Genomic DNA, 13,125 nt, shown 5'->3' with positions numbered 1-13,125 from the left:
TATTGGTGCCCTCTTTTTCCAATATTTGTACGTTCAGGTAACCAAGAAACATAAATGGTGGCTCCTTTTTTTCCAATATTTGTTCTTTCAGGTAACCAAGAGGCTTTATTGGTGGCTCCTTTTTCTTGTACACAATTATTCGTGAGTGTAAAAGCGGGTTGAATGGTTGTTTGAAGGTTGCTCATGACCATTTGCCAGCATCTCTAGAATGAATCATTTTACCTGCCTGTTTGAGTTTTGCACTTTCTGCTCTAGTAATCGATTTGCAAAAGGGGTTCGGAATTAGACCATTCCGCACCCCTTTTTTCTACACACTGAAAGCAGCCAAAAATGGCTTCTCTATTGTTTTTTGATTCTGTTTATTGGGAACGATCTTAGTTGATTTCCTAAAAGACCTTCGCAAAAACACATGTATCCCTCAGTTCACCATCAACTGAAATAGATTCATTCTTTAATATACCTTCAAGTGTAAACCCTAGTTTTTCTGGGATCGCCCTGCTTTTAACATTTAATGCATCACATCGAATTTCAACTCTTCGTGCCTTGAGTTCTCGCACTGCAAAGTCAGTGATCCCCTGCACTGCCTCGGTCATATATCCTTTCCCGCTGAAGCGAGTGTCAATCCAATAGCCAATTTCAAACTTCGGTACATCCCAGTTAATTCGATGCAAGCCCGAAGAAGCAACAAATTCACCTGTATCTTTTTTGAATACTAGCAAGCGTAAATCCGTTCTATTCAAAAAGTTTATGTATGCCTGGCGGATATTGATTTCAGTTTCCTCAATCGTTGTTTCCTTTTGCGCAAAAGGCATCCAGGGCTTTAACTCGGGCAATGAAGTATTTATTGACTCACATGTCACGGCTCCATCTCCAGGCAATGGCATCCTGATCAACAGCCTGTCTGTTTCAAATTCGGTCGGAAAATCCAATAAAAGCGGGTTCATATATACCCTGCCCCTTTCTCATAAAAAGTAGACTGTGTTAAAGGTTAATGATGATTTTTAGCACCTGACGCCCCGCGGAAGGCGAGTGACTGGAGCTGAAAACAACACTCGGATTTAACATAGCCAAAAAGTAAAGAGAGCGACAAATGCCGCTCTCTTAAAAAATTCTCCCTTAAATACTGATATCCCTTTTTTGGAAAAAGAAAAATGTTACGAACATAAAGATTGCATAATATAACGCAAGGATCGAAAGTGAAACAGGAAGTGTTATATCCTCAAGGATTCTATCCTGAAGAGCATACACGGTCAAATCCAAATGCGGGAAGATTAAAAATTTTGCCCAAACATACTTATCCGCAAGCATCAAAATGATCCCGCCTAAGGTTGATGAAAAGAACAGGACGAAGATGCCGATGCCAACGGCTAACGCCTGGCTCTTAAATAAAGTCGAAAGCATAAAAGCGATGGTCATGACGACGAGCAAGCTTGGCAAAAAGTAAAGCATCTTCAAAAAGAACTGAGTTCCTACGATTGCTTCCTTTCTGCCCTCTAAGGTCACTTCAAAAATCTTCATGTTGAAATCACCGCTGCCAAATAGGATCAAACCGATTATGTATCCTGACACAACCAGTGTTGCTACCAATAGCAATGCGTAGATGATAACAGCAATATATTTAGAGAGCAAAATGCTCCATCTTCTGTGAGGCCTGATCAGCAGTTGTTTGATTGTTCCATCTGAGAATTCGGCAGCGACATTCGCACTTCCTACAATGACGACGAACAGCGTTACAAGTGAGCTGACACCGATCACAACCTCATTCATGAAGTGCCAATTTGTTTTGGCGGTTGGATCAATATTTTTGTCCAGATATTCCTGGTTCTGGTCAATTTGTGTCTGAATTAAAGGTTTTTCTTCCTCAGGTGCTGATGGCAGCTGATTCTCAAGCATATTGATCTCTGCCTGGATATCCTCGCGCCAGTTAGGGTTTGGTTCGCCACTGAACTTCATATAAATTATACCGGCAATTAAAACAGCCATTACGATGATGATCATATAGATCCAGCTTGCCATTTTACCGAAAATCTTCATCAATTCATTTTGGATTAATGCCATCATACCATCTGCTCCTTTTTATCCTTATTGGTGATTTCCAAGAAGCGGTCTTCAAGGGTAGCTTTAACATTCAATATCTCATAAACATCAATATCATTCTTAACTAACAGCTTATTGATTTCAGGAATAGTATCTTTCTCAACGGAAAGTGTTAACCGATGCTCTTTTAAAGAGGAAATTTTAACAGTCGGCATTAGTTCCCTTATTAGTTTAGATGCTCCATTTATGTCTGAAACTTCAATCTCTACAGCACGCAAAGCTTTGTCTTCTGAAGCTTCGCTTTCATTCATCGTCGAAATGTGAATTAGCTTGCCTTGTTCGATAATCGCAAAACGATCGCACATCAGCTGCATCTCAGATAACAAGTGAGAAGATACTAATACAGATGTCCCCTGGCTAGCCAATAATCGCAGATAGTCCCGAAATTCCCTGATTCCCTGTGGATCAAGTCCATTCGTAGGTTCATCGAGAATCAAAATTGAAGGTTTATGTAATATGGCCTGTGCTACTCCTAATCTTTGGCGCATTCCGAGTGAATATGTACGGACTTTATCATGAATTGCGTGCTGCAAACCCACTAGCTCAGTTACTTCCTCGATTCTTTCTTCAGTGATATCAGTAAGTGCCATGCGCGCATAATGTCGTAGGTTTTTGTAACCACTGAGGTATTTGTAAAACTCAGGATTTTCTACGATAGCGCCAAGTTCATTCATTGCTAAAGTAAAAGAATTGTCCAGGTTATGGCCATTTACCATAACTGTACCGCCCGTTCGATTGATTAAGCTGACAATCATGCGGATAATTGTCGTTTTACCTGCACCATTTGGACCAAAAAGACCAAATATTTCTCCGCGTTCCACTTCGAAACTTACGTCATTAACGATGGTTTTTTTGCCGATTGTCTTTGTTAAAGATTTTACCTCAAGGGCAAATTGCGACATAGATTCTCCTCTTTTCTCTTCAAAAGTAAAAATGGATGTATTGGTTATTCACATAGTTTAATACGATGAAAAATGTAAAAAGTTACAAAAAAAGCAAAAAAGTTTTCTTTTTTCATTATGAATGAGTTCAACACTATTTAAATTTAACAATAAAAGCTATTTGTTATCAGCCGTTAAGTGTATATTGCCGCCCAATTATACAAACGCTATATGAGATGTTCTTTGGAATATCATGCGTTTCAAAAATCCACTCCTGAGGTGATTGTATGAGTTACAAAGATCATTTGGATCCGCACTCAGAACTTTTCCACCACACTTGGACAAGGCGCAAGCGTTTAAATTCGCAGGTAAATGGCCAGACGCAGGTATCGAAAAATACCATTCTTGCGCGAGGCAATGCGAAAGCACACCGCTGGTAAAGGATGCTTCGAAACGTAAAAAGGAAAAGGCTTTTGGGCCTTTTCCTTTTAATTATTGCAAAAATATAAAGTAAATCAATCCAGCCAAAATGATTCGATAAATCGCAAATGGAACCAATTTGATTTTGTTAATCAATTTCAAAAAGAATTTGATGAAAATCAGAGCGAAGACAAAAGCACTAATGAAACCTACGATGAAAAATGGCAAAGCGTCTATCGAGAAATACTGCCAGTTTTTCAAAAGTGATATGCCGCTTGCTCCTAACATAATTGGAACTGCCATAATGAACGTGAAGTCAGATGCAGCCCTGTGGCTCATGCTGAGCAGGACTCCGCCTGCAATCGTGGAACCTGATCGAGAGAATCCTGGCCATAAGCCCAAACATTGGAAAAGTCCTACACCAAAGGCTTGTTTATACGTGATTTGGTCAACATCTTCTGTTTTTAGGTTTTTAGGCTGAAGACGGTCTGCAATAATCAACAGGATGGCTCCAATAACCAGGCCTATGATTACTGTCTCGACAGAAAACAAATGTTCATCGATATAATCTTCGAATAACACGCCTGTAACGCCAGCTGGAATTAATCCAACAATCACTTTTGACAGACTTAATCTGCCAGTCGAATCTCCGAAAGATTCTTTTTTGTTTAAGCCCAATAAATTCAAGAATCTGTCTTTAAACACAATTACTACTGCTAGAATGGAACCTAGCTGGATCACCACTTTAAAAGTATTTGCCACTTGTTCTGTAAATAATTCTTTCGAGTGTAGCAGCAGGTCATCTACGATAATCATATGCCCTGTAGATGAAACCGGGGCAAATTCAGTTAACCCTTCTACTAAACCGAGTATAAATGCTACGAATAATTCCCAAAAATTCATGAATCAATAGCTCCTCTGTTTTTAAAAATTGCGATATACCTCATTTCTTTTTATCCTTTTTTGCACTTTTAGTCAACTAAAAAAGCAGCCATAAGATGCTGCCCTTTTAAAATCACTATTGAAAAACCAATCTTTTTTGACCAAAATAATTCGTAATTGTATATATTCCAGCACCCAAAATAATAGCAAGGTTGTCAGTAGAGAGTAAGTCCTGCTGGCCATCAATTAGTCCAGAGAGAAATCTGCTGACTGAGAAGGATAAAATGTAGCAAATTAGGATCACTGCTGTGAATTTTAAAGCTCCCTCTTTAATTGGAACTTTGCTGTTAAAGGTGAATACCCTGTTCAAGAAGAAGCTCACCACTGCACCAGCAGTGTTACCTGTAAAGGTTGCAATCCAATAAGGCCACTGCAACCCTTTTTTCAAACAAAACATTATTCCAAGGCCGATGAAGGTATTAAATGCGCCGACCAGGAGGAATTTTAGGAAAGTTGGATTTATGTTTAGTGAGCGCATTAGCCTATTTGCCAGCTTATTAGTTATTTTCAGACAGCTTCCGAGCTTCAGTGCCAAGTGGGTCATAAATCATTCCTTCCGAATTCATCAGCTTCCTTGAGACAGGAAGATTGAATAAATCGATATCGACAATATACTTTGGCCTCCGCTTTGTTTCTTTATAGATTTTGCCTATGTATTCTCCTACTAATCCAAGGGCAATAAGCTGCAGGCCGCCGATTAGCCAGATGGATGTGATTAAAGAGGTCCATCCAAGCTGAGTGTTACCAAAAAATTTCAAAGCAAGAAAATAGGCACCGAAAGCCATGCTGACAAAAAATGAAATACACCCAACAAGCAGAACAAATCTGATTGGTGTAACGGAAAACGAAGTGATGCCATCGAACGCGAAAGCAAACATCTTTTTTAAAGGATATTTTGTCTCTCCTGCAATGCGTTTCTTCCTTTCATAAAAAACCGAAGTTGAGCTGAATCCAATCAGCGGGACAATCCCACGCAAAAACATGTTCGCTTCAGCAAAATTTTCTAGCTCGTCTACAGCGCGCCTGCTCATTAAGCGAAAATCTGCATGATTAAAAACTAGCTTTACACCAAGTTTTCCCATTACCATATAGAATCCCTCTGCAGTAGACCTCTTAAAAAAAGAATCGCTGTCTCGCTTGCTTCGAACACCATAAACGACTTCATAACCCTCTTTATACTTGCTAACCATCTCTATTATAGCGTTCACGTCATCCTGTAGGTCTGCATCTATCGTAATAAGGCAATCTGAGGCGTCTTTTGCTGTAAAAAGACCTGCAAGCAAAGCGTTTTGGTGCCCAACATTTCTGGATAGCTTCAAGCCTTTTACATATTCACCTTTGAGACTTTCTTTATAAATCATATCCCAGGTATGATCCTTACTCCCATCATCAACAAAAAGAATCTTACTTTTTTCTGAAACATTCGAGTTGGAAACCATTTCATGCATGATTGTTCTTAACTGTTCAATAGTCTCTTGTAGTACTTCTTCCTCGTTGTAACAAGGGACTACGATGGTTAATATTGGTGAGTTCATTGCTGCATCCTCCTTGCTGCTATAAAACTTCATAGAGGTAAATTTTCCAGGCGCTGGACTTTGACGAAAATACTTTGTCCAGCTGGATTCCATTTTCTGCCGCATTATCGATTGGAACGGATGAGAATAGATATTCTCCACCCATCTGTTTAAATGGCTGCAAGTTCAACTTTAGATGTTTGATCCGTTTCTTTGATGTTTTTTTAAACATATAATGCTTGCCGAGCTCATCCGTAAAAAGGTAGCAGCGGCCGCCCCATTCGTCAAAATAAACCCGAATTCTTTTGTTTTTCTGCAATTCGTTTGCAATGATTTCTCTGAACTGCTTTTTATAAGTCAATGGGTAGAAGTTATTGTATGAATCAAGGGTGAAAAAGCCATTATACTGGGCAATTGCAGGATGCAGGCCTATACTCGCAACCCGGTAACTCTCAAGTGGTTTGCCGATGTGATCTTTGATGTCTTGAAATTGTTCTTCAGCGTAAAATTCCTTTACACTCGGTTTGTTTTTATAGACGATTTCTTCATTTGTAAAACAAAGCAATAAAATTTGTGCACCAACAAGCCACGGAACAGCTTTTCTCCACAGTCTTCCTTGTTTCCATAGAATTTTAAGTCCTGCTGCAAACAGGATATAGATAATCAGCGGCCGCAGGAAATGGTATCTGGCAAAATTAAACGTATCTAAAAAGTGGAACCTTTTTGTAAGAGGAAGCCAGCCTTTATAAAACCAGAAGGCATACCATGCGGACAGAAGGAAATTGAGAACAAACAGAATGACATATGTCCTTTCCATTTTCCAGGCTCGGTTTTTCCATATCAAGATAAGTGCAGCGATGATGACAGGCAGGATAATCATTGTATGGATCGTATGGACATGATGATGGCCGAATATAAAATTCTTAATGGTCAGTCTTACAGAATGTCCAAATGTAAGTCGGGCATGAAAATATTCATCCCTGCTGTTCGGTTCATTATCAAACAAAAATGAATAGACTAGTCGATAATCAGTGACTAAATAGACAAAGGTCATATAAGCGATTGCTAAAAAAAAACGCCAGTTCCATCCCTTTCGCCTGAAAATATCAAAAAACCAAAATACGCCCATCGCACTAAGAAAAAAGAAAAAACCAAGGACGATACTTGAATAGAATGGAAGAACCGTTAATACTAAATAATTGGTCCATTTCCGTTCGCCATTCCTAATATTTAAGAAGCTCCATAGCGCCAATGGCATCCCAAGTGTGCTCAGCATACCGGACGGCCAGAAAGGAGTCAGCGCAAAGGCTAGTGAGGTGCCGACACGGATAACCCCCCATCCATCATCTTGGATGAAGTGTTTTTTTAATAGTAAATACATGCCTAGAAATGCTGTAAACCTTGTAATTGCCTGGCTTAAAACATATGCAGCCATAGTGGGGAACCAATAATATAGCCAAACAATCAATGAAAATTCAGTCCCAAATGCATTCCGGGGCAATCCATTTATCACCTGTGGGATCTTCGCTGTAACTGGACCTGATATCTGGCCGCTTTCGGCAAGTACTTTATACCATGCCAAATTTGAATCGAGATTGTCATGGATCCTAATATGGGCATTCTCTCCCAAAATAAAATACGGTGATAGAAAAAGAGCCATACCCAACAATGCCAGCACGATCAGACGCCGCTCCTTATCCTGCAAGTAAGACAATTTACTACACCTCATATATCATATTTGCCTTATTAAAGTTTGCGGTCTCTTTTAAGAAACTATTCCCATTTTTTTTAAAAACGAATTCAAAACAGGCCGTAGTCAAAAACAATTAAATAAAAGAGCACAAAGAAGAAGGATATTATCAGTGCTGCTAATGGTTTTCTGTAATGAAGGCGCAACATGGGGTACATCGTGCTATAAAAGAAAACTTCCCAGGCCATCGACCACCCGTTGGAGAACCGAATGGCACCCATTTTTAGAGCAATACTTTCAATTAATAAGGATAACGAAATCCATTTGAGATAATGCCATATCTTTTTCGATTTTTCATGTGGAAAGTTTCCAAGAAACAGAATGATCATGCTTGGATAAAACACAAAGGTGTATAAGCTCTCCGTAACAAAAAGACTGATGAAATTCTTTTCAAATTCCCATAAATGCTTGTTGCCGATGTAGGAAATATATTCATAGAAGCAGCTAAATAAGGCCCAAAAGTAAAATGTTGGCAAGTACTCCTTCCACATTCTCCATTTGCCCATTTTAAATGAAAGCAGGACTCCACCTGCTAAAACTGCGGCATGAAACAAGATCTCAACTCCTTTATGTTACGGAATGCCAGGGGCAGCAGGCTAATGACCAGTGATTTTCCAGCGCTTCAATCTTTTGTATTTTCAACAGTTTCCAGATTTTTTATGTATCGTTTTGTTTGCGTTTTTTATGTTTTTAATAGGTAAGTTCATTTGTAAAATAAAAGATATACGCACATTCAACATGAATATCTGTTCGCACATTGGTTTAAAAGGTGTAAAAATCATTCTCTTTAAAACTCAATTTCAGGGTAATGGATATAATTCCTATTAGATGGGAAATTCTAAATTCAATCATACTGAAAGGTTGCTGTGTTACTTATGCTTCACTACGATGTGACAAGTAAAAATGTTAAGAAGGAAGAGGCATATACCCTTCCCTCTTCTTCCAGTGATACCATTTGGATTCATTTCGATCCCTCCAATAAAGAACGATTCGATGAATTTATAAGCAAGATGGAAATCCATCCTCTTGCCAAGAAAGGATTAGAGCATTTCAGTGATATCCCAAAGATTGATGTATTTAATAACGAAGCAATTATCTCGTTGTTTGCTATACAAGATGACTATACACAAGCGAAAATCACTATATTGATTGGAGGAAACTATGTCATTACAAAGGAAGATGAAAATATTGATCTCTTAGCCCAGCTTCAACAGCTCTTTATCGATCATCCTGAACAAATGGAAACCTCCGGCAAGGTGCTCTACCATATTTTTGATAAAGTATCTTCTATTGATCTAAAAATGATCGACAGGATTGCAGATAACATTCAAGAACTTGAACGAAATGTTTTTGACAGACCTTTTGCAAATGAGATTGCCAGAAGCATCCATCGCTGGAAGTCCACGCTTCACGAGCTGAGACAAACAATTGAAGCTCAGGATCAGGTCATGACCACTATATCTAGAAATGAGTTGAAGTTTGTTGATGAGGATTCTGCGCTGTACTTTAAAGACTTGAATAATAGCTATGCGAGAGTAGTCAATGCGCTTGATTCATTCAAGGAATCACTTGACAGTATCTTTAATTTGCAGATGACTTTGAAATCAGACCATGCAAATTCCATAATGAAGACACTCACACTCGTTAGTGCCATTTTTCTCCCAATGACCTTTATAGCCGGTCTGTATGGAATGAACTTTGAAACCATGCCAGAGTTAAAATGGCGATATGGATATGGATATGCCCTCTTCCTAATGTTTGGGATTGGCGCAGGCATCGCGTTATTTTTCCGGGCTAAGGGATGGTGGGGGAAAAAGAATTGATTTGTATATAGATAACTGCATATTCCCTATTTGAGTGCGATCCTTCACTTGAAGAAAGAATATGTCAACAATAGACCCAATTTGAGCAAGATTCTTCACTTGAGGAAAGAATATGATAACCAATATTCTTTGTTGAACCCAAGTGGCTTGCATTTGGTAAGCCATTTCTACATATGTGGAGTTTTAAAGCCATAAATCAAAAAGCTGTACAGGTCATATTGAACTGTACAGCTTTTGATTTATCCTTTTTCAGTGAGGTTTGATTCTGCTTCAAGAGCAAATAGATTTTGCTTAGACTGGAGGAAAACAACCGACGTCAGGAAGGCTGCCAGAAGTAAGCCGATTCCGGCAAACACAACGGTGACTGTCTGCAAATCCAGGGTTTCTGCCAAGTAGCCAAGAACGAGGGTCAGGAGGATTTGGATAATCGCCTGGAAAAATGCAAATGCACTGCTGAATCGTCCCATTAAATCCACCGGCACATTATTTTGGAAGAACGTGCTGTAGCCTGTGAATGAAAACGGAGAAAAGAAACCTATGATAACAAAGCCGATGACAGCCAGTGGAACCGTCCCTGAGGATGAGATATAGAACAAAAGGTAGCCTGCTACAGTTAGAATCGATCCCATCCCAATCAGCAGCCTGACTGATAACCGATTGGCCATAGCGGAAACTGCAAAAGAACCTGCTACATATCCTGCTCCTGTCAGACTGACTAATAATCCATAATCTTTTTCCGATAAGCCCACGACCTGCTGGATGAAAGTAACCTCTTGAGAATCTAGAGCAAAAGAGATTAAAGTGATGAACTGAAAAATCAAAAATACTAGCATGAATCCTAACGCTGTCTTGCCAAAATTAAAAACGGCCTTCCAATCGCTCACAATCATGTTCATCGTGATTCTATCTCTTGCCGTCCCATTGCCTGAATCTTCATCTACATCGGGCAAATAGAAAATTGCGGCTGCACAAAAGAAGAAAGTAACAGCATTTATGTATATACTTGTATTGATGCTGCCGTACATGATCAATATTCCGGAGACACTTGGGCCAACCAGCATCGCCCCAGAAGTAGCAAAAGAAAACATCGAGTTGAACCGTTTCCTCTTTTCAGCTGGCACCAGTTTAGTAATATATGTTTCTGAAGTAGGAGCAAAAAAGGCTCCAGCAACATTTGTTAAGAACATAATGATATAGATTGGTAATAAAGAAGAAAAGAATGGGATGATGGCAATAAGCAACCCTCTTATTAGGTCGATGTAAACCATCAGCTTTCGCTTATTCACCCGGTCGATCATGCTGCCCGCCCATGTATTGGTGCAGAGTATTGCTAGCGGCCTGATAATGAACAGCCCGGCAATAGCTGCAGCTGATCCGGTTATTTTCAGAACCAATAAGTTGATTGCTACAAAATATATCCAGTTACCAATGTTTGAAATCCCTATCCCGAATATTAACAATAAGGGATTTTTCCAGCCCTTCAAACAGACCCCTCCTGATGCAGACAATTTTTGCAGTAATATAAATTACTAATCTCTTTTCATCCTATCGGTAACTTCCAAAAGTTTCAAGATACTTTAGAATATTTTTTGAAAAAATTACCAGAAGAATTCGTTTGTCACAATATCTTCACAATTATTTTCCCAATAGACAAATTAAAAACCTGCTCTATACCCGCTTTAAGAGGTTTTATAAACCTTTTTTCTTATATTTACATATATTTACCAGCCTCTCTCATTCAATTTACCCATTCATAACGTGGTTTTATTTCTTATAATGGTATATAGATTCGAAAAGGAGCTGAAAGCATGAATTCAAATCCGAAACTTGTTTCTAAAATCCTTCCGCTATTTGCGGCGATTATGGTGATATTTACAATAGCAGCAACCTTTATGATCCAAAATACAGACGAAAAGGTATCAGTACCTTTTTCTTCATTAGTAAATACAGTTGAGAGTCTTGGCGGGGAAACCGCAACTCTTACAGAAAATATAGATGGTACACTAGTTTTAAAAACGAAAGATTCCACATTTGTTTCCCAAGTACCACCAGGGAGCCAAATGGTAGAAAAATTAGTAGAAAAAAATAATATAAGCTATGAATATGCAAATAACAGCAAATATGGAGCATGGTTACTTGGCGGAATTCTTATATTGCTGATGGGTGCTGTTTATGTAATCCAAAAGAAAACTGGCGGCATCGGAACAGGGAATAAGATGAAAAACAGTGTTTCCAAACCAGCTCCCCTGCCTTCAATTACTTTAGCGAATGTTGGCGGTCTTCAGGATGAAATGAAAGAAGAAATTCTTCAGACTCTATCAATCTTGAAGAATCCTGAGAGATCCGAAAAAATGGGAATCAAACCTCCAAAGGGAATTTTATTATATGGACCTCCAGGTACGGGGAAAACATTGCTTGCCCAGGCAATAGCCCGTGAATTGAACGCAAGCTTTTATTCAGCAAGTGGTTCAGCCTTTAATGAGATGTTCATTGGTGTCGGTGCTTCCCGTGTTCGGAGTCTATTTCAGAGCGCACGTAAACAACAAGGCCCTAAAGTGATTTTTATTGATGAAGTAGATGCATTAGCCGGAAAAAGAAAGCCTAATGGTGGCGAAGAAGGAGAAAAAACCCTGACTGAGCTTCTTGTGCAGCTTGACGGAGGACATGCGAACGATGGCATCCTCTTTATTGCCGCAACGAACCGCAAGGATATGTTAGATGAGGCCTTCCTTCGTCCTGGCCGGATTGATTTCTCATTCAATGTTCCTCTTCCTGATACGAAAGGCAGAAGAGAAATCATTGATATTCATATTAAAAGGAAAAATCTTGCTTCTGATGTAGCAGCATCCTTGGATGATCTTGCAGAAAGCACTTCCGGTTTTTCCGGTGCAGAATTGCACTCACTCTTTGAAAATGCAAGCAGGCGAGCCCTTCGAAATGAGCAGGACTTCATTTCAAAAAGTGATATTGATTATGCTCTCGATAGAACTATCCTTGGCAGCACTTCCCGTACTCTTAAGGATAATGAAACAAAACGCAGGGTTGCAATCCACGAAGCAGGACATGCTCTAGTATCTTCTGTAACAAAGCCAGGTTCTGTACGTAAAGCAACGATCATACCGCGCGGACAGGCACTTGGTTACGTAGCGCCGATTCCAAAGGAGCTTCAGCTTTCAACTACGAGTGACCTGCTTGACCGGATTGCCATGATACTTGCAGGCGGTGTAGCGGAGAGAATGTTCCTAGGCGAACATAGTATAGGAGTAAGCGGTGATGTCCAGCAGGCAAAACAAATCATTGAACAAATGGTGGATACTGGCCTGCTGCAGGAAGGATTCTCGCTCACTTTCAGCAAAGGTCTAAAAGAAACAAAAATGCAGGAATTGTTCGAAGAGGCATTGGAAAGGTCTGAAATGATCATCAATGCCCACCAGTCTCAGTTTGAACGTCTTGTAGAAGCTTTACTGAAAAAAGAAACACTTGAAGGTACAGAAGTAGATGAAATTGTCCAGGATAAAGCAGGATTCAGAGAAGATAATTATATGATGGCTTAAGATTCGTGGATAACAGATGAACAGAAAAAAGCGGCTTCCTAAAATGGAAGCCGTCAGACTGTAGACAAACTCGATGAAAATCGAACTTGTCTACAGTTTTTTTATTTAGATTGGTTCGAAAATGGGGCTGTTGATTTCCGTTCC

The 13,125-nt window shown here is 39.4% G+C and carries 13 protein-coding genes; 3 read left to right on the top strand and 10 right to left on the bottom strand.

Annotation, left to right across the window (positions count from 1 at the left end; translation table 11 throughout):
* From V7654_RS15295 to V7654_RS15280, 4 genes are all read right to left on the bottom strand, one after another.
* A partial coding sequence (locus V7654_RS15295; RefSeq protein WP_335431403.1) for a hypothetical protein occupies nt 1–185 on the bottom strand: 185 nt, incomplete at its 3' end.
* A gap of 201 nt (nt 186–386) precedes the next feature.
* On the bottom strand, nt 387–944 hold the full coding sequence (locus V7654_RS15290) for a GNAT family N-acetyltransferase (protein ID WP_335431401.1): 558 nt from the start codon (nt 942–944) through the stop codon (nt 387–389).
* 172 nt (nt 945–1,116) lie between these two features.
* Entirely contained in the window at nt 1,117–2,061 is a 945-nt protein-coding gene (locus V7654_RS15285) for an ABC transporter permease (RefSeq protein ID WP_335431399.1), read from the bottom strand.
* Entirely contained in the window at nt 2,058–2,999 is a 942-nt protein-coding gene (locus V7654_RS15280; protein WP_335431398.1) for an ABC transporter ATP-binding protein, read from the bottom strand. Before V7654_RS15280 ends, V7654_RS15285 begins: the two co-directional genes overlap by 4 nt.
* A 266-nt stretch (nt 3,000–3,265) precedes the next feature.
* Here V7654_RS15280 and V7654_RS15275 point away from each other — a divergent pair, with 266 nt between their 5' ends.
* Nucleotides 3,266–3,418, top strand: a complete 153-nt coding sequence (locus V7654_RS15275; RefSeq protein WP_207502782.1) for a YpzG family protein — start codon at nt 3,266–3,268, stop codon at nt 3,416–3,418.
* A gap of 52 nt (nt 3,419–3,470) precedes the next feature.
* Here V7654_RS15275 and V7654_RS15270 read toward each other — a convergent pair whose 3' ends face one another.
* From V7654_RS15270 to V7654_RS15250, 5 genes are all read right to left on the bottom strand, one after another.
* Entirely contained in the window at nt 3,471–4,301 is an 831-nt protein-coding gene (locus tag V7654_RS15270) for an undecaprenyl-diphosphate phosphatase (protein ID WP_335431396.1), read from the bottom strand.
* Between the two features lie 115 nt (nt 4,302–4,416).
* Nucleotides 4,417–4,818, bottom strand: a complete 402-nt coding sequence (locus V7654_RS15265) for a GtrA family protein (protein WP_335431394.1) — start codon at nt 4,816–4,818, stop codon at nt 4,417–4,419.
* Nucleotides 4,819–4,837: 19 nt separating this feature from the next.
* Nucleotides 4,838–5,875 (bottom strand): glycosyltransferase family 2 protein, encoded by a 1,038-nt coding sequence (locus tag V7654_RS15260; RefSeq protein ID WP_335431392.1) that lies wholly within the window; start codon nt 5,873–5,875, stop codon nt 4,838–4,840.
* Nucleotides 5,876–5,894: 19 nt separating this feature from the next.
* Nucleotides 5,895–7,583: a DUF6044 family protein gene (locus tag V7654_RS15255; protein ID WP_438825311.1), complete on the bottom strand. Its 1,689-nt coding sequence runs from the start codon at nt 7,581–7,583 to the stop codon at nt 5,895–5,897.
* A 71-nt stretch (nt 7,584–7,654) separates the two neighbouring features.
* Nucleotides 7,655–8,158 (bottom strand): CBO0543 family protein, encoded by a 504-nt coding sequence (locus V7654_RS15250; RefSeq protein ID WP_335431390.1) that lies wholly within the window; start codon nt 8,156–8,158, stop codon nt 7,655–7,657.
* Between the two features lie 336 nt (nt 8,159–8,494).
* Here V7654_RS15250 and corA point away from each other — a divergent pair, with 336 nt between their 5' ends.
* Nucleotides 8,495–9,427: a magnesium/cobalt transporter CorA gene (gene corA, locus V7654_RS15245; protein ID WP_335431388.1), complete on the top strand. Its 933-nt coding sequence runs from the start codon at nt 8,495–8,497 to the stop codon at nt 9,425–9,427.
* Nucleotides 9,428–9,666: 239 nt separating this feature from the next.
* On the opposite strand, the gene V7654_RS15240 is transcribed toward corA, so the two are convergent.
* Nucleotides 9,667–10,911, bottom strand: a complete 1,245-nt coding sequence (locus V7654_RS15240; RefSeq protein ID WP_335431387.1) for an MFS transporter — start codon at nt 10,909–10,911, stop codon at nt 9,667–9,669.
* Nucleotides 10,912–11,235: 324 nt separating this feature from the next.
* Between V7654_RS15240 and V7654_RS15235 the strand changes: the two genes are divergently transcribed.
* Nucleotides 11,236–12,981: an AAA family ATPase gene (locus tag V7654_RS15235; RefSeq protein WP_335431385.1), complete on the top strand. Its 1,746-nt coding sequence runs from the start codon at nt 11,236–11,238 to the stop codon at nt 12,979–12,981.
* Nucleotides 12,982–13,125: the final 144 nt, after the last annotated feature.

The sequence above is a fragment of the Bacillus sp. JJ1609 genome (assembly GCF_036967045.1).
GTDB lineage: Bacteria > Bacillota > Bacilli > Bacillales > Cytobacillaceae > Mesobacillus.
Note: the sequence above shows the minus strand (reverse complement) of the source record. Positions and strands in the feature narration are given on the sequence as shown.

What these genes read in the sequence shown, in the direction of transcription:
- V7654_RS15290 (WP_335431401.1), bottom strand. Translation starts at nt 944, where the DNA reads ATGAACCCGCTTTTATTGGATTTTCCGACCGAATTTGAAACAGACAGG.
- V7654_RS15285 (WP_335431399.1), bottom strand. Translation starts at nt 2,061, where the DNA reads ATGATGGCATTAATCCAAAATGAATTGATGAAGATTTTCGGTAAAATG.
- V7654_RS15280 (WP_335431398.1), bottom strand. Translation starts at nt 2,999, where the DNA reads ATGTCGCAATTTGCCCTTGAGGTAAAATCTTTAACAAAGACAATCGGC.
- V7654_RS15275 (WP_207502782.1), top strand. Translation starts at nt 3,266, where the DNA reads ATGAGTTACAAAGATCATTTGGATCCGCACTCAGAACTTTTCCACCAC.
- V7654_RS15270 (WP_335431396.1), bottom strand. Translation starts at nt 4,301, where the DNA reads ATGAATTTTTGGGAATTATTCGTAGCATTTATACTCGGTTTAGTAGAA.
- V7654_RS15265 (WP_335431394.1), bottom strand. Translation starts at nt 4,818, where the DNA reads ATGCGCTCACTAAACATAAATCCAACTTTCCTAAAATTCCTCCTGGTC.
- V7654_RS15260 (WP_335431392.1), bottom strand. Translation starts at nt 5,875, where the DNA reads ATGAACTCACCAATATTAACCATCGTAGTCCCTTGTTACAACGAGGAA.
- V7654_RS15255 (WP_438825311.1), bottom strand. Translation starts at nt 7,583, where the DNA reads ATGAGGTGTAGTAAATTGTCTTACTTGCAGGATAAGGAGCGGCGTCTG.
- V7654_RS15235 (WP_335431385.1), top strand. Translation starts at nt 11,236, where the DNA reads ATGAATTCAAATCCGAAACTTGTTTCTAAAATCCTTCCGCTATTTGCG.